The sequence below is a fragment of the Caproicibacterium sp. XB2 genome, assembly GCF_044880635.1.
Taxonomy (GTDB): domain Bacteria; phylum Bacillota; class Clostridia; order Oscillospirales; family Acutalibacteraceae; genus Caproicibacterium; species Caproicibacterium lactatifermentans.
This window is the reverse complement of the sequence record NZ_CP173227.1, coordinates 301,549-317,591: the sequence shown is the minus strand read 5'-3', so window position 1 is coordinate 317,591 and position 16,043 is coordinate 301,549. Positions and strand designations below refer to the sequence as shown.

Here is a 16,043-nt window from a genome sequence, read left to right as displayed (position 1 = left end):
GATATTTTCTATGTGTGTTGGTTTATCTGCAAGAGTCATAGACGTAAATGACGGAACTGCACTGATTGACGCTTCCGGCGCCAAACGCAGAATCTCCGCGGAACTGATTGATGACCTGGAGCCGGGTGACTATGTCATGGTGCATGCCGGCATTGCCATTGCAAAAATCACAGACAGCGACCAGGACGAAACAAACAAAATCATGGAGAAGCTGTAATGGAAAACTCTGTTTCAGAAGCAAAGGACATCATCACCTCCTACCATGGACCGAATCTGCGCATTATGGAGGTGTGCGGCACCCATACCCATGAAATTTTTCGGCTGGGTATCCGCAAGCTGCTGCCGGAAAGCATTCGTCTGATTTCCGGCCCGGGCTGTCCGGTATGCGTTACACCGGTCGGCTATATTGATGAAGCAATTCTGCTAGCGCTCAAGCATCACGCCGTCATTTGCACATTCGGCGACCTTATCCGCGTGCCAGGCAGTGAGATGAGCCTTGCTGGTGCCCGGCAGCAGGGCGCGGAAATTAAAATGGTCTATTCCCCGCTCGACTCGGAAGAATATGCCAAGGAACACCCGGAAAAGAACGTGGTTTTCCTTGCGGTCGGTTTTGAAACCACTACACCGGCGGCGTGTCTAGCCGTGAAAAAGGCCCGGAAAGATGGCCTTCAAAATTATTCCCTGCTGGTAGCAAACAAAACCATGCCAAACGCCTACCTGGCCCTAAAGGACAGCGCTGACGCTTTCCTGTACCCCGGCCATGTCAATGCCATTGCGGGAACCGCTGTGTGTGAAGAACTGGTAAAGGAGGGCATTTCCGGCGTTGTCACGGGCTTTACAGCTGGGGAACTGCTGACAGCTCTGGCCGTAATCTTAAAGCTTTCCGCCGCTGGAAAGCCGTTTTTCCGTAACTGCTACCCGCGTGTTGTTCGGCCAGATGGAAACCCCGCTGCACAGGCCGTTATGCGGGAAGTAATGGAACCATGCGACACGGAATGGCGTGGGCTGGGCATTATCAGGGGTTCCGGCCTGCGGCTGCGGGAACCCTACCACAGCTTTGACGCACGGCTGCGCTATGCACTGCCGAAAATTACGGGACACAGCAGCCTGCTGTGCCGCTGCGGCGAAGTGTTACAGGGAAAGTGTCGCCCCAATGACTGCAAAGTGTTCGGCACGGGCTGCACACCGCAGCACCCCATTGGCGCTTGCATGGTTTCCAATGAAGGCGCCTGCTCGGCATACTATCAATACGGAGGAACAGAAAATGGATAATACAGTTACACTGGCACACGGTGCCGGCGGAAAGCAGACTTCTCAGCTGATAGACAGCGTTTTCAAAGCACATTTTGCAAATCCGGACTTTACCGCAGATGACGCCGCTGTTCTGCAGGTGGACAGCGGCCGCCTCGCCTTTACAACCGATGGCTTTATTGTTTCCCCCTACGAATTTCCGGGTGGAAACATTGGCAAGCTGAGCATCTGCGGCACAGTTAACGACTTGTCCTGCATGGGCGCAAAGCCGCTGTATCTTGCCTGCTCCTTTGTGATTGAGGAGGGATTCCCACTGGATAAGCTGGAGGAAATCGCCGCCGCTATGGAAAAGACCGCAAAGGAAGCGGGCGTCCGCATTGTAGCTGGTGACACAAAAGTTGCCGGAAAAGGACAGGTGGATCATATCTTTATCACCACCACAGGCATTGGTCGCCTGATGGACTGCGCGCATACTTCCGGAAAATATGCAAAGCCTGGCGATGCTGTTATTGTCACTGGTGACATTGGCCGCCATGGCTGTGCCATTCTGCTGGCACGCAACGAGTTTGGCATTGATGCGGACGTCACCAGCGACTGCGCACCGCTGTGGGGCACCGTAAAAAAGATGTTCGACACCACCGACCAAATCCATGTTGTCCGCGACGCAACCCGCGGCGGCGTAGGCACCGTGCTGTATGAAATTGCCGACCAAAGCCATGTTGGCATTCAGCTGGATGCCCAAAAGATTCCGGTCGCCGGGGAGGTTTCCGGTGTATGCGGTATGTTGGGGCTGGAGCCGCTCTACCTTGCCTGTGAGGGCCGCTTAGTGGTCTTTGTGCCGAAAGAGCAGGCACAGGCGGTGGTGGATACCCTGCATCAGTGCCCGTATTCCAAAAATGCTGCTGTTATCGGCGAAGTAACCGCCGATATGCCCGGCAAAGTGGTAATGAAAACAGAAATTGGTTTGCAGACACTGCTGCCTCAGCCAGGCGGCGAGCTGCTGCCCCGCATCTGCTGAACAGAACATCCTTACATAAAGAACAGCACTCGACATATTCCGGCGAACCTTCCGCCGAAAAATCGGGTGCTGTTTTTCGTGAAATGCTTTTTATAAAAAGGTCAGTCAGTCGCAGTTTTCACGGCTGCAGACAGCATTGCTGCTGTTGACAAAAACAACCTTTGGTGTAAAGTTCTCCGCTTCCTGCTCACTCATCTGGCAGTAGCACATAATAATGACCTTGTCACCGCGGTTCATTAGTTTAGCGCCCGCACCGTTAATGCAGATGATGCCGCTTCCTTGCTTTCCGGCAATGACATAAGTCACCAGCCGGTTTCCGTTGTCGATATCGGCAATCTGTACCTGCTCATATTCTCGGATACCGGCAGCGTCCATCAGGCTTTTGTCAATGGTAATACTGCCGACATAGTTGATATCCGCCTGCGTGACGGTCGCGCGGTGAATTTTTGCTTTCAGCATATGCAGCTCCATGTTATACGTTCTCCTTTCCACCCAAAATGGTATTATCAATCAGCCGTGTGCTTCCAAAACGGACAGCGACCGCTGCCAGTGCCCGTTTCCCCGGCTCTATTTTTTCTATTTTATCCAATGTGTCGGTGTCCACCACTTCCACATACTCAATGTCAGACAGTGGCTGCGCGGAAATCTCCTGCCGAATAACTTTCTTCAGCTTTTCTGCCGAAGTGTGGTCCGCCGTACTGCCGGCGAAAAAGTCACGTGCTTTCTGCAGGCCGCGGCTTAAAGAAAGCGCCTGCTGGTGCTGCTCTGGTGTCAAGTAAATGTTACGCGAGCTTTTTGCCAAGCCATCCGCTTCCCGAACAATGGGGCAGGGAACAATTTTGACCGGGATGTGTAAATCACGCACCATTTTTTTAACAACAACAACCTGCTGTGCGTCCTTCTGTCCGAAATAGGCGCGGTCCGGCTGTACGATATGGAACAGTGTGCAGACAATGGTGGTAACTCCCTTAAAGTGAATTGGGCGGGAAGCACCGCAGAGTTTATGGGTGGTTTCTCCCTTGACTTCCACCTCCGTAGAAGCACCCGGCACATAAATTTCACTCGCATCCGGGTGAAAGACAATATCGGCACCCGCCTCTTCGGCAGCTTTGCAGTCACGGTCAATGTCCCGCGGATATTTGTCATAATCTTCATTGGGGCCAAACTGTGTTGGATTGACAAAGTCACTGACGACGACCAAGTCATTCTGTTCTTTTGCTTTACGGATAAGAGACTGATGTCCCTCATGCAGATATCCCATGGTTGGGACAAGACCGAGTGTCTTGTCTTTTCGGCCGAGTGCTTTCAGTTCCTGCCGCAGCTGTGCAATCGTTGTTACCAGTTTCATTTTTCTCACTCCCTGTTTCCCACCGCATTCTGCAGCTTTTCCAAAACGGCATCGTCCATGGTAAAGGTATTCTTCCTTTCCGGAAAACGCTGCTCCTGTACATCACTGACATACTGGGCAATCGCGCCAGACATACTCTCTTTCATGTGGGCATACTGCTTCACAAATTTCGGTACAAAATCGTCAAACATGCCCAGCATATCATTGACAACCAAAATCTGTCCGTCACAGCAGCGGCCCGCACCGATGCCAATCGTCGGCACATGGACTTTTTCTGTAATCAGCTTTGCCAGCCCCTCCGGCACGGACTCCAGTACAATGGCAAAAACGCCGGCCTCTTCCAGTGCTTGTGCATCGGCAATCATATTCCTTGCCGCGGCTTCCTCTTTGCCCTGTACTTTAAAGCCGCCGAAAAGGTTGACAGACTGCGGCGTTAGACCGATATGGCCCATCACCGGGATTTGTGCGTGAATAATTGCACGGACGACCGGCACCATGTCGCGGCCGCCTTCCAGCTTTACCACGTCGGCACCGCCCTCCTGCACCAGCCGTCCCGCATTGCGTACAGCCCCTTCTGTACTGATTTGATACGAAAGGAACGGCATATCGCCTACCACCATTGCCCGCTTTACCCCGCGGGACACGCACCGGCAGTGGTAGACCATCTGGTCCACTGTAACCGGAAGTGTGGAGTCGTTGCCCTGCATGACCATGCCAAGTGAGTCCCCTACGAGAATTGCATCCACACCGCCGGCATCCACGATTTTTGCCATGGAATAGTCGTACGCGGTCAGCATACTGATTCTTTCCTTGTTCTCTTTCGCTTTCTGAAATGATTTTACGGTGAATCTACTATTCATTGCTGCCACCTCCTTTTAAAATTCGGCGAAAAGTTTCCGCCTGTTCGTGGCTCAGTCTTTCTCCTTCTTCCGCAAATGCAACCGTTTTCTCCGCCAGCGCCCGGTACCATGCCGCGTCCTGCGGCATGGCGTGCTGTATCGCGCGGCAGTGTGCCGCGACTGTGTCATAATCTGCGCGTACAATAGGACCGGTCAGCGCCTGCAGGGTCCCTTTTTCACGAATGTTTTTCAGGGTACCGTCAATCAGCGGCAGCACCGCCTCAAAAAGGGTATCCTGGTCCATGCCGGCCGCCTGCATAAAGCGCATTCCACTGTCCAGCAAAGTAACCAGATAGTTGGAAATCACACAGGCACCCGTGTGGTAAAGGGGTTTGTCACGCGTTGAGATTTTGCTGCAGCTTCCGCCCGTCTGCCCTAAAATCTGCCGGACCGCCTGCAGTGCCTTTGGCGTGCCCTCTGCGCTGAAATGCGTTTTCTCCAGCATTTCCGCACTGATTTCCGGATTTCCAAAGCTCTGCAGCGGGTGCAGGCTGCCGACAGGACAGCCTGCGGCGGAAAGGCATGCAAGGCAGGTGGAAGCGTGCGCACCGCTGACGTGCAGCCAAACTTTGTCCTGCCAGTCCGAATGTGTGGACAGCAGTGCCGCCGCCTCTTCGTCCACCGCCGGCAGTGCATGGTCCGGTGTCGTCAAAAATAAGACGCTGCTTTCTTTGGCGACATCCTCCATGCGGTAGAACCATTTACCGCCGGTTAAGGCAGCTGCCTCCTGTGCGGATGCCGCTGTCCGACTGCTGTACCCGGACAGTGTCAGCCCATGATGAACAAAGTATAGGCCCAGTGCCTGTCCAACTTTTCCCGCACCGATAAATCCGATTTTCAGTTTTCTCATCTCCCATTCGCCGTTTATTCCCCAAAGACGCAAAAAAGTCTTCTCCACCTGCCGTCTGCGCACAAAAAGGCGCAGACATCCTGTTACAGATGAAAAAGACATTCATTCAAATTCATGCAGTCTTTGTCACAGAGGATCAAAGCAGATTATAAAAAGGTTTCCGGACTTTCCACCGTTTTGCAGAGAAAACATTTCTTTTCGTGCAGTTCTTTTATAAAAGATACCGCCTGCATTCTGTACAGCTCCAAAGGATACCGCCAGAAAAAAGAAAAGAAAGCCAAGAGCCATGGAACAGTATAGTACACATTTGTAAAAATAGCAATCACTTTTTAGTCATTTTTACATATGGTCTTGAAAAAGAATACTAGCTGCAAAAAGGTTTCGTGTTTCGGCAGAATATGGTACACTAAAAGGAAAGAGGAGGCAGATCCTTTATAGGGACCGTTTCCGAAAAACAGGAGGAACTAAAAATGATTATGCTGGCCGCATGCTTCGGCGGAGTTGCCGCCGTCTTGCTAACCTTTTTTCTTGTCTGTTATCACCAGCAGCCAGGCTGAGAAACGGTTTCTTATTCGACCTTTTCTTAGACAGCACAGTGGTTGGGCTGTTTCTTTGGATGCAGACCTCCCCGCAAAAAGCGGTGGCCGCCGTTGGCATTGTGCTTGCTCTCGGTCTGGCTCTATTGCTTCTGTTTGGCATTTCCATTGTATGTATTTATCTATTTACCAGTGCCATTCAAATGCTGCGCAAAGAACGGCACACCCTGCCCAATATGCTTTCCCTGCTTTTGATAATCGGTATTTTTGCGCAGATTATCGCCGGTGGTCTATTCGGGTGGAAAATCTATCAGCAGACGATCCCTTCTATTTTGTTTTCGTTTGTCTTTATCGGTGAATTTTACTTACTGCTTACCATGATTAGCTTTCTGACCGTATTGGTCCTGCTGCACGCCCACGCACCCCGATACAGAAAAGTGCGCTGTTTAATTGTTTTGGGGTGTGGTCTTCTGCATGGCAGCGATGTTTCCCCTATGCTTGCTGGCAGAATTGACCGGGCCATCCGCTATTATCGGCGGGCAGAAAGAAAGGGATGCCAACCATTCGTGCTGCTTTCCGGCGGACAGGGAGCCGATGAAGCATTGCCGGAGGGCGAAGCCATGTACCGCTATGCACAGGCACACGGCATTCCGGAGGACCGTCTGCTGAAAGAAACGCAGTCCAAAAATACGGAGGAAAACCTGCGGTTTTCCCGGGAAGTACTGGAACAACGTACAGGCACCAGTGCCTCCAAGCTGCCCTGTCTGGTTATCAGCAACAATTATCACATTTATCGGGCGGTCTATTATGCCAAAAAAGCCGGTCTGAAAAAAGCACGCGGCCTTGGCTGCAAGACTGCACCGTACTATTTCCCAAATGCGGTTCTGCGTGAATATCTGGCGGTCATGGTCATCAACCGCCGATTTAACATTGCCATTCTTATTTTCTCAGCTGCACTGCAGGCCCTTTTAATTATTCTTTCTGTTGTACACTAATATTATTGTCCAGCCGACGGTGTATCGGCCTTCTACTGCTCTGCCAGCGCGTTATCGTAGGCTGCCTTGGTGCGGCCGTCAAAGCAGACCATGGTTACCTTTTGTACACAGGCGGCTGTCTGCAAAAAAGCGGCGATTTCCCGCACCGCGATTTTTGCGGCACATTCCAGCGGAAAGTGGTAAACACCGGTGCTGATGGACGGAAACGCCACCGTGCGGCATTTCTTTTCTTCCGCAAGCTGCAGACAGCAGCGGTAGCAGGAGGCCAGCAGCTCCTCTTCCTCCGCTGTGCCGCCCTGCCAAATGGGACCGGGTGTGTGAATCACATACTTTGCGGGCAGGCGGTAACCCTTTGTCAGCTTTGCCTGTCCGGTCCGGCAGCCGTGCAGTGCCCGGCATTCCGTCAGCAGCTGCGGCCCGGCAGCCCGATGAATGGCACCGTCCACACCGCCGCCGCCCAGCAGTGTGGTATTCGCCGCGTTAACAATCGCATCCACTGCATAAGTAGTAATATCGCCCTGTTCAATCTGCAGGTTCATAAAAATTCCTCCCGTTTATTTTTATGGTATGTGAATAAAATCATCCTACCGCTTTACCGAATAAAATACAAGGCAGTGAAAAAGACCGCCTGCACCAAATAGTGCAGACGGTCTTAAAAATGGAGTGTTGTCCTATTAAAGGGATGCCTGACGTTCTTTGTAATGATGTGTTTCTTCCAGCATCATATCTTTCACTTTCATCAGGCGGACCTGTGAACTGCGCTCGTTTTCGTCCAGTTTCATCGTAATATATTTGATGTCTGTTTCCATCCGTGGAATCAGCACGTGCTCCAGTGCATTTACGCGCCGGCGTGTTTTCTCAATTTCTGAAGCCAGCAGCTGACAGGATTTTTCACTCTGGGCCAGTTTCAGCATATCCGGCAGCAAATCCGCCAGCTTCTTAACGGCATCATCCAGGTCACTGGAAGTAAAGGCGTAGCCGTAGGAATAAATGTCATTGCTGTCTGAGGTGCGGGTATGTGCCGTGTAAACCGGAATTTCAACACTCATCACGTTCCTGGTTGCAATTGACAGGGAAACTTCCTGTTTTGGTGCCATAAAAGCAACACGCACCGCTTCATCGGACATAGAGGAGCGCGCCAGCACAAGGTTCCGGTTTGCCTCCCGTATCCCCTGTTCCACTGTTTTCCGCAGTGCCATATTTTCACGCACCAAATCCAGGAACTGCCGCATCAGTTCATCCCGTTTATCTTTCAGGAGCTTATGGCCGCGCAGCGCGGTGACAAGCTTCTTTTTCAGGCGCGTCAATTCCATTCGTGTAGGGTTAACATTGGTTGCCGGCAAAGCGGTACCCCCTTTTTACAGCGGCTGTACCAGTTGTTTTTATAAAAGATACAGCTTATGCTTTTTCCTGCAGCTTGTTATCGGCAGGTTTTTCTTCATAATATTCGTCCAGATATTTGTCCTTAATCCGTTTCAGTTCGGAACGCGGCAGAATCCGCAACAGCTTCCAGCCGAGGTTCAGCGTTTCTTCAATACTGCGGTTGGTGCGGTATCCCTGCGAAACGTACTCTTCTTCAAATTCGTCCGCGAATTTGGCATACAGCTTATCCACATCGGTCAGGGCCGCTTCACCCAGAATGGTCATCAGCTCTTTAGCGTCTTTGCCGCGGGCATATGCCGCAAACAGCTGGTTCATCAGGTCCGCGTGGTCTTCCCTCGTTTTCCCTTTGCCAATACCCTTATCCTTCAGGCGGGACAAAGACGGCAGCACATCAATCGGCGGCTGAACCCCCTTGCGGTACAGGTCACGGCTTAAAATAATCTGGCCCTCTGTAATGTATCCGGTCAGGTCAGGAATCGGGTGTGTTTTATCATCTTCCGGCATGGTCAAAATCGGTATCAGCGTAATGGAGCCTTTCTTGCCTTTTTGGCGGCCGGCACGTTCATACAAAGAAGCCAGGTCCGTATACATATAACCCGGATAGCCACGGCGGCCGGGAACTTCTTTTCGTGCCGCGGAAATCTCACGCAGGGCATCCGCGTAGTTGGTGATGTCCGTCATAATGACCAGCACGTGCATATCTTTTTGGAATGCCAGATATTCCGCGGCGGTCAGTGCCATCCGCGGTGTGGCGATTCGTTCGACTGCGGGGTCGTTTGCCAGATTGATGAACAGGACTGTACGGTCAATAGCGCCGGTTTCCTGAAAACTTTGAATAAAGAAATTTGCTTCCTCAAACGTAATGCCCATAGCAGCGAAGACAACGGCAAACGGTTCGCTGGTGCCAACGACCTTTGCCTGACGTGCAATCTGCGCGGCAAGCTGGGCGTGCGGCAGACCAGAAGCGGAAAAAATCGGCAGTTTCTGGCCACGGACCAGTGTGTTCAGGCCATCAATCGCGGAAACACCGGTTTGAATAAATTCCTGCGGATAGCTGCGGGCTGCGGGGTTCATCGGCAAACCGTTGATGTCACGGCGTTCTTCCGGAAGAATTTCTGGACCGTCGTCTATGGGGCGCCCCAATCCGTCAAACACACGGGAAAGGATGTCTTCCGACACACCCAGCTCCATGCTGCGGCCCAAAAAGCGCACCTTGCTGCTTTCCAGGTTAATGCCGGTGGAAGCTTCAAACAGCTGCACCAAAGCGTTGCCGTCATCGATTTCCAGCACCTTGCAGCGGCGTTTTTCACCGTCCGCCAGCTCGATTTCGCCAAGCTCATTGTACGAAACACCTTCCACGCCGCGGACCAGCATCAGAGGACCGGCAACTTCTTGAATCGTTCTGTATTCTTTGGGCATTTAAAAGTCCTCCTTTGCCGCCGTGATATCCCCAATTTCTATATGCAGTTCCCGCATGACCTGCCGGCTGGACGCGTCTGCCCCGTCCTCCGGTGTATACTTAAAGCGGCCGATTTTTTCACGAACCGGCATGCTGACCAGCTTATCGACGGAAGCGCCCTGCTCCAATGCCTGCTTAGAAAGCTTATAGTAGGACAGAACCATCTGCATCATCAAATATTGTTTGTGCAGGGAAGCATACGTATCCACTTCGTGGAAAGCATTCTGCTGCAGATAATCTTCACGAATCGAGCGGGCGGCCTCCATTTTCAGGCGGTCAGGCGCGGAAAGGGCATCCATGCCAACCAGCTGCACCATTTCATTCAGTTCCGATTCATCGTGCAGCAGGCGCATGATGTCCCCGCGCATCTGCATCCAGTCCTCTCCGGCGTTCTGATTAAACCAGTCCCCCAAAGAATCAAGATACAGCGAGTAGCTAGTCAGCCAGTTGATAGCCGGAAAATGCCGCTTATAGGCAAGGTTTGCGTCCAAGCTCCAGAAAACTTTGACGATACGCAGGGTAGCCTGTGTAACCGGTTCGGAAATATCGCCGCCAGCCGGCGACACAGCGCCGATAACGGACAGCGTGCCCTCACGGTCGCCGCTGCCCAGTGTAATCACACGGCCTGCACGTTCGTAAAACTGTGCCAGACGGGAGGACAGATACGCCGGGTATCCTTCTTCGCCCGGCATCTCTTCCAAACGTCCGCTCATCTCACGCAGTGCCTCTGCCCAGCGGGAGGTGGAATCTGCCATCAGTGCAACAGAATAACCCATATCCCGAAAATATTCCGCTATGGTAATACCGGTATAAATGGAAGCCTCACGTGCGGCAACCGGCATATCAGAGGTATTCGCAATCAATACTGTGCGTTCCATCAGGGAATATCCGGTCTTTGGGTCCTTTAGTTCCGGAAACTCGTTCAGAACATCTGTCATTTCGTTGCCGCGTTCTCCGCAGCCGATATAGACAACGATGTCGGCATCTGCCCACTTGGCCAGCTGATGCTGCACCACTGTTTTACCGGAACCAAAAGGTCCCGGAACTGCCGCCACACCGCCCTTTGCAATGGGGAATAGCGTGTCAATAATGCGCTGTCCGGTCACCAACGGGCGGTTCGGCGACAGCTTTTTCTGATAAGGACGGCCGCGGCGGACCGGCCATTTCTGCATCAGTGTAATTGGTTTATCACTGCCATCCGCCTGTGTCAGTACGGCCACGGTATCCGTCACACGGTAGTCGCCCTCTGTTATCTCCTTTAGTGTACCGGAAACACCCGGCGGAAGCATGATTTTCTGCATGACAATACGCGTTTCCTGTACATGGCCAATGATATCGCCGGAAGACACCCGGTCCCCCGCCTTTTTGTCCGGGACAAAGTGCCACACATGGTCACGCTTTAAGGAGGGCACATCTACCCCTCTGTGCAGAAGGTTGCTGCCCGTTACCTTCATAATATCATCCAGCGGGCGCTGAATGCCGTCATAAATGCTGCCAATCAGCCCGGGACCAAGTTCCACGCTCATCGGTGCACCTGTCGATACAACCGGTGTCCCCGGTGCCAGACCGGAAGTTTCCTCATATACCTGAATGGACGCTTCGTCCCCGCGAATCTCTATAATTTCGCCGATTAGCTTTTGGTCACTGACATGCACCACATCAAACATGTTTGCGTCGCGCATACCCCTAGCGACGACCAAAGGCCCGGCAACTTTTTTAATCGTACCTTCACTCATTGAACAGCTGTCCTTTCTTTCCGCAGGATGCAGTCTTTCGCCTTCTGAAAAGAACACCGCGGATTGTTGGCTTTTGTATGTTCTGTGTGCTACTTCTCCTGAAACAGGATATCCGAACCGACTGCCTGTTCCACCGATTTTTTCACGGCGGCAAGGCCCTCGCCTGTATTGCCGAAAATTCCGGGAATCAGAATAATGGCTGGTTTCGGCATGCTTTTATAGTACGCAATCTCGCGTGTCATCTGCGCTGCCAGTGCTTCTGTCACATAAATAACCGCATAGTTCTCACCGGCCAGCTTCCGCAGCGTTTTTGCCGCCTGCTCACTTTCCTGCACGGTAAAGCGAAAAGTGTCCAGCCCCAACGCGCCAAATCCGTAAATGCTGTCCCAGTCACCCATGACCGCCACTTTATACATACGTTTCTCTCACCCTTTCCCGAATAGATGCTTCCGAAAGGTCGTTGCGCTTTCCGGAAAGGATGATGCGCACCGTCTTAATCTCGCTTTCCCGCGCAAGAATATAGGCTGCCAGCGGACCTATGCCAAAGGGATTGTGCAGCTGCGGATGAATGCGGTGAATCAGCAGGTTGTCACACCAGCGCTCAAAAGCCGCCGCGGAAACTTTCAGCTCCGGGACCGCTTCCGCGTAGGGCGTCTTTTCCAGATAGCTGCAGATGGCACTGAACCCTGTTAGGGCAGCATCCGTCAAAGCAACGATATCCAACGTGTCACAGGATGCCAGCGACCGTTCCAAAAAGGCGCGGTCTTTTCCGGTTTTCTGTGCACGGACAGCGGTCTTTATATCCGCCGTAACCACTACCAGTTCTCCATACAGAGCCAGCAGCTCCTCTTTGGAATCTTTGCCTGCCTGCTCGATTGCCTCCAAGGCAGCTTTATCAATGATGCAGTCACACAGCTGGCCGTCACGTGTATGAAGCAATGTGTTCATTGCTTTTTCCGCCACAACGCGCATCCTCTCCGGCAGCAGGGAAAAGTTCCGTCCCTCCACCGCTTTTTGTATCCGCGTATACGGGACGGTTCCCTGCTGCATATAAATGCCCGGATGCTTTCCCGCTGTACAGGCCTCTTTAACGGCTGCCTTCAAATTATGATAATCATTTTGGTACAGGAATACATCAAATACGGACATATCCCCCACCAGCTCAGCAATCAGGTCCCACGTTTTCTGGTGCTCCTGTGTCAGCACTTCTTCCGCGCTGCCGCTGCCCCAGCCGCGCTCCTGCAGCAGGCGCAGACACTGTGCCTCGTCCGGCGCGGCCAGCAGCTGTTCCAGAAAGGAGGCATTCAGCAGCTGCATCTCTTTGGTGCGAATGCGCGCAACTGCATAGATATAGCTGTTTTCAGACATCGCCGGTTCCTCCTTTTCTTCTAGTGTTCTCCGCTGTCATGAAAACAGAACGCTCCGTACTTTATCCTGCAGTTCCTCGTGCCTTGCTGCAAGGACTGCCTCAAAGGAGCCATTCTCTTCAATTCCATTGTAAGAAAGCAGGAACCCGTTTTTCATTTTGACTGGCTGCTGTGAAACCGTCAGACTAGCGCCCTGCGGCAGTGCTGCATTCAGTGTTTCTTCAAATTTTTCCGGCAGGCGGTCCAAATCTTTCTGGCTGAAGCAAATCTCGCCCTTGCCCGTGTGTGCAGCTTTGGCAGCCATTTTTACAATGACAGTAAAATACTGTTCTGATGGCAGTGTATCGGCGGTTTGCAGTGCTTTTTCCAACACTGCAGAAATCAGCTGCTGTTTACAGGCAAGTAAAGCCTGCCGCCGCCGCAGCTGTGCGGCGGATTTTGACCTAGCCCGGCTGTCCACCGTTTTCTCTTCGGTTTCCCTCCAGTATTTCCGCCGAATCTGTTCTGCCTTGGCATCGGCTTCCCTCATAATCGCGTCCGCCTGTTTCTGCGCTTCGTCCAGCATTTTGGAAATTCCCCTGCTGGACTGCTGTTGAATATCTTCTAAAATTTTCTCTAAACCAGTCATGACTCATACCCATTCTGCAAAAGTTATATTGCGTTTTATAAGGTGTACGGGATGATATTCTGCTGTGTTTTTACATTTTCAGACCAGAAATTCCGAAAATAGCAAGAATGGAAATCAACAGTGCCAGAATTGCGTATGTTTCGACCATTGCCGGGAAAATCATGGCCTTGCCAAACTGGTCTGGTTTCTTTGCCACCATTTCAATCGATGCAACGGCTGTCCTTGCCTGATGAATTGCTGAAATCGGCCCGACAATAATCATCGGCAGGCAGGCTGCAAAGTACAGCAGACCTTTCACCAGAGAAATATTGGCACTGCCGCCCATAATGCCAATCTGTGTCATGGTCAGGAACGCAATCAGCAGGCCGTAGATGCCCTGTGTGCCCGGCAGCAGCTGCAAAATCAAAACTTTACTGAATTTGGACGGGTCCTCTGTGCAGACTCCTGCGGCCGCTTGGCCAGCCATTCCTACACCTTTCGCACTGCCAATGCCGGACAGCAGTGCAGCCAAAACCGCACCCAGCAGTGCAAAGAAAACTCCCATGTTATTCATTCTGAATCGTCCTCCTCAATTTTGTAATATTTCGTATGAACGGCAAACGGCTCAAAGGGACGGCCGCCGCCATCATAAAATTTACCGAAGAACTCCACAAATTCCAAGCGGTTGGTGTGTACATACGCACCCAGTGCATTGATTGCCAGATTCATCGTATGGCCAATAATAAAGACGACAATAAAAACAATGACGCCGCCCACGCTGTTTCCGAGCATGCTGCCCATCTTATTAAAGACGGTCGCAATCACGCTGGTGGCAAGGCCTAGAGCCAGCAAACGGGAATAGGAAAGAATATCACTCAGGTATCCAGTAATGCCATACACGCCGTACAGACCTTTGAGTATCCGCTTGCCCCAGTTGCGTGACTCTCTGCCACCGGTCAGGATAATACTGAACATACCTGCCAGTGCAATCATTCCAACGATTTTTCCTGCCTGCGCCGAAAGCGTAAAGGTCAGGCCCATCATGGAAGTGAACTGCGGCAGGGACAACAGAAATGCAATCGCACCTCCAACCATCATATACCAGAAGATGACATCGCAAATGCCGTCCCAGATTTCCCCGTTTTTAACATACATATAAAATTTGGCACCCAAACCGACAAACAAATGCAGAATGCCGACCGCAAAACAGAATACCAGCATTTTCATCGGTCGGTTCAGTGGCTCGAACCACAAAGCCGGCAAACGAATATCCGGCCGGTTGAAGAACGTAGTGGCAATCACATTGACTGCATCCCCGAAAAAAGAACCGAATAAAAATCCAAAGACGGTGGTGGAAATGCCACAGAAAAAGAACATCTTCAACGTTTTGCGCAGTCCCTCTGACATATCCTTCAGCTTTTTTAAAGCAATCCCGCTGCCAATCAACATAATCAGTCCATACGCTGCGTCGGAAAGCATCATACCAAACAGAATATAATAGGAACATGCCACCAGCATGGAGGGGTCCATCTCGCCTTTTCCCGGCAGCGAATAGCTTTCCACAACCGGTTCCACTGCTTCGGCAAAACCGTTATTCTGCAGTAAAATAGGGATATCATCTTTCTCACCGGGTTCGGTGTATTCCACAATGACATCGAACTGTGACTCCAGCCAGTTCTCCAGTCTCTGTGCATTCTTCGCCGGGATATATCCCTGCAGGACAAAGGTCCGTTTAGACTGTGACAGCCTGCCAATCACTTCGTATTTATCCGCACGCATATGGTAATAATCCACAGCAAACTCAATTTCTTTGCGGTTTACCGCATTTTCTTTCAGCTGCTTTTCCAGTTCCACAGAAGTGCTTTGCAGCTGCTGGCTTTTCTGCTGCAGTTCTTTCATTGCCTCTGCTGGATTGACAGAAGTAGCCGGAGGCTTGGAGAAATTCCTTCTGCGCAGTGCGTCCTGCACTGCCGCGGCATCGCTGTTTGAGCAGACAACAAAAATACAGGTCTGCACTTGACTGGTGCTGATAATTTGCACATCCACCTTTTCGGCCTGCGGCGCATCTTCCGCCAGCTGGCGATAAATATTTTCTAATGTCACTGCACTGGGAAGCGTGCCTGCAAAAACAGTTGTTGCTTTTGTCCCATCGTAATCCAGCGGCAGGTCATAGGAAAGCCACGATTCCAGCGCCACCATCTGTGTCTTCAGTTTTGGCAGCGCCGCCGCATTTTCTGCACGCTCCTTTTCCAGTGATAAAATCTTTCGGCATACCTGCATGGTCTGGTCCCGCTTCTGTACATGTTCTTCGTACACCTTTACAGGCATTTTTCGTCTGCCGTTCATCAATGTTTTCAGGTCTTTTTTCTGCGGCGCGTATTTGTCAAGCACTGCCAGCGCCCTTGCGGCCATATCTGCGTTCTTTCGGAAAGCTGTCTGCGCTTCTGACCGGTCCTGTTTTGTAAAGATGTCATCCTCCAGCGCGCTGTCCTCGATTTGTACAACGCCCTGCCGCTGCAGCTGTTCCAAAATTGGCTTTCGGTCCTGATTCAGTGCGCAGATGAGCACCCGCTTCATCGGCAGCACAGCCATAA

General features: G+C 51.8%; 17 protein-coding genes. 4 read left to right on the top strand and 13 right to left on the bottom strand.

Going from position 1 to position 16,043, the window contains the following annotated elements; all coding sequences use genetic code 11:
- The first annotated feature begins 10 nt into the window (after window positions 1-10).
- From ACIHKT_RS01440 to hypE, 3 genes are read left to right on the top strand one after another with little or no spacing between them, the layout of a single operon-like run.
- A complete protein-coding gene (locus tag ACIHKT_RS01440; RefSeq protein ID WP_086035154.1) occupies window positions 11-217 on the top strand; it encodes a HypC/HybG/HupF family hydrogenase formation chaperone in 207 nt (68 codons plus the stop codon).
- On the top strand, window positions 217-1,272 hold the full coding sequence (gene hypD / locus ACIHKT_RS01435; protein ID WP_404352609.1) for a hydrogenase formation protein HypD: 1,056 nt from the start codon (window positions 217-219) through the stop codon (window positions 1,270-1,272). Before ACIHKT_RS01440 ends, hypD begins: the two co-directional genes overlap by 1 nt.
- Window positions 1,265-2,269: a hydrogenase expression/formation protein HypE gene (gene hypE / locus ACIHKT_RS01430; RefSeq protein ID WP_086035152.1), complete on the top strand. Its 1,005-nt coding sequence runs from the start codon at window positions 1,265-1,267 to the stop codon at window positions 2,267-2,269. Before hypD ends, hypE begins: the two co-directional genes overlap by 8 nt.
- Window positions 2,270-2,374: 105 nt before the next feature.
- Here hypE and panD read toward each other — a convergent pair whose 3' ends face one another.
- From panD to ACIHKT_RS01410, 4 genes are read right to left on the bottom strand one after another with little or no spacing between them, the layout of a single operon-like run.
- Window positions 2,375-2,740, bottom strand: a complete 366-nt coding sequence (gene panD / locus ACIHKT_RS01425) for an aspartate 1-decarboxylase (protein ID WP_086035151.1) — start codon at window positions 2,738-2,740, stop codon at window positions 2,375-2,377.
- A 1-nt stretch (window position 2,741) separates the two neighbouring features.
- Window positions 2,742-3,617, bottom strand: a complete 876-nt coding sequence (gene panC, locus ACIHKT_RS01420; RefSeq protein ID WP_086035150.1) for a pantoate--beta-alanine ligase — start codon at window positions 3,615-3,617, stop codon at window positions 2,742-2,744.
- A gap of 5 nt (window positions 3,618-3,622) precedes the next feature.
- The gene (gene panB, locus ACIHKT_RS01415; protein WP_404352606.1) at window positions 3,623-4,477 is read right to left on the bottom strand and encodes a 3-methyl-2-oxobutanoate hydroxymethyltransferase; all 855 of its coding nucleotides are present in this window, start codon (window positions 4,475-4,477) and stop codon (window positions 3,623-3,625) included.
- Window positions 4,470-5,366 (bottom strand): Rossmann-like and DUF2520 domain-containing protein, encoded by an 897-nt coding sequence (locus ACIHKT_RS01410; protein WP_174403113.1) that lies wholly within the window; start codon window positions 5,364-5,366, stop codon window positions 4,470-4,472. Before ACIHKT_RS01410 ends, panB begins: the two co-directional genes overlap by 8 nt.
- 616 nt (window positions 5,367-5,982) lie before the next feature.
- Between ACIHKT_RS01410 and ACIHKT_RS01405 the strand changes: the two genes are divergently transcribed.
- Window positions 5,983-6,897, top strand: a complete 915-nt coding sequence (locus ACIHKT_RS01405) for a YdcF family protein (RefSeq protein ID WP_157658888.1) — start codon at window positions 5,983-5,985, stop codon at window positions 6,895-6,897.
- A 32-nt stretch (window positions 6,898-6,929) separates the two neighbouring features.
- On the opposite strand, the gene ACIHKT_RS01400 is transcribed toward ACIHKT_RS01405, so the two are convergent.
- From ACIHKT_RS01400 to ACIHKT_RS01360, 9 genes are all read right to left on the bottom strand, one after another.
- On the bottom strand, window positions 6,930-7,436 hold the full coding sequence (locus ACIHKT_RS01400) for an O-acetyl-ADP-ribose deacetylase (protein ID WP_086035145.1): 507 nt from the start codon (window positions 7,434-7,436) through the stop codon (window positions 6,930-6,932).
- A 135-nt stretch (window positions 7,437-7,571) separates the two neighbouring features.
- Entirely contained in the window at window positions 7,572-8,240 is a 669-nt protein-coding gene (locus ACIHKT_RS01395) for a V-type ATP synthase subunit D (protein ID WP_086035144.1), read from the bottom strand.
- A gap of 55 nt (window positions 8,241-8,295) precedes the next feature.
- Entirely contained in the window at window positions 8,296-9,699 is a 1,404-nt protein-coding gene (locus tag ACIHKT_RS01390) for a V-type ATP synthase subunit B (protein ID WP_086035143.1), read from the bottom strand.
- Window positions 9,700-11,475 carry a V-type ATP synthase subunit A gene (locus ACIHKT_RS01385; RefSeq protein ID WP_086035142.1) on the bottom strand — a complete coding sequence of 592 codons (1,776 nt, stop codon included), beginning with the start codon at window positions 11,473-11,475 and terminating at the stop codon, window positions 9,700-9,702.
- Window positions 11,476-11,564: 89 nt separating this feature from the next.
- Window positions 11,565-11,891: a V-type ATP synthase subunit F gene (locus ACIHKT_RS01380; protein ID WP_086035141.1), complete on the bottom strand. Its 327-nt coding sequence runs from the start codon at window positions 11,889-11,891 to the stop codon at window positions 11,565-11,567.
- Complete coding sequence (locus ACIHKT_RS01375; protein ID WP_086035140.1) at window positions 11,884-12,843, bottom strand: V-type ATPase subunit; 960 nt, start codon at window positions 12,841-12,843, stop codon at window positions 11,884-11,886. Before ACIHKT_RS01375 ends, ACIHKT_RS01380 begins: the two co-directional genes overlap by 8 nt.
- A gap of 36 nt (window positions 12,844-12,879) precedes the next feature.
- Window positions 12,880-13,470, bottom strand: a complete 591-nt coding sequence (locus ACIHKT_RS01370) for a V-type ATP synthase subunit E (protein WP_086035139.1) — start codon at window positions 13,468-13,470, stop codon at window positions 12,880-12,882.
- 70 nt (window positions 13,471-13,540) lie between these two features.
- Window positions 13,541-14,023 (bottom strand): V-type ATP synthase subunit K, encoded by a 483-nt coding sequence (locus tag ACIHKT_RS01365; RefSeq protein WP_086035138.1) that lies wholly within the window; start codon window positions 14,021-14,023, stop codon window positions 13,541-13,543.
- On the bottom strand, window positions 14,020-16,041 hold the full coding sequence (locus ACIHKT_RS01360; protein ID WP_404352600.1) for a V-type ATP synthase subunit I: 2,022 nt from the start codon (window positions 16,039-16,041) through the stop codon (window positions 14,020-14,022). The genes ACIHKT_RS01365 and ACIHKT_RS01360 overlap by 4 nt, the downstream gene beginning before the upstream one ends.
- Between the last annotated feature and the right edge of the window lie 2 nt (window positions 16,042-16,043).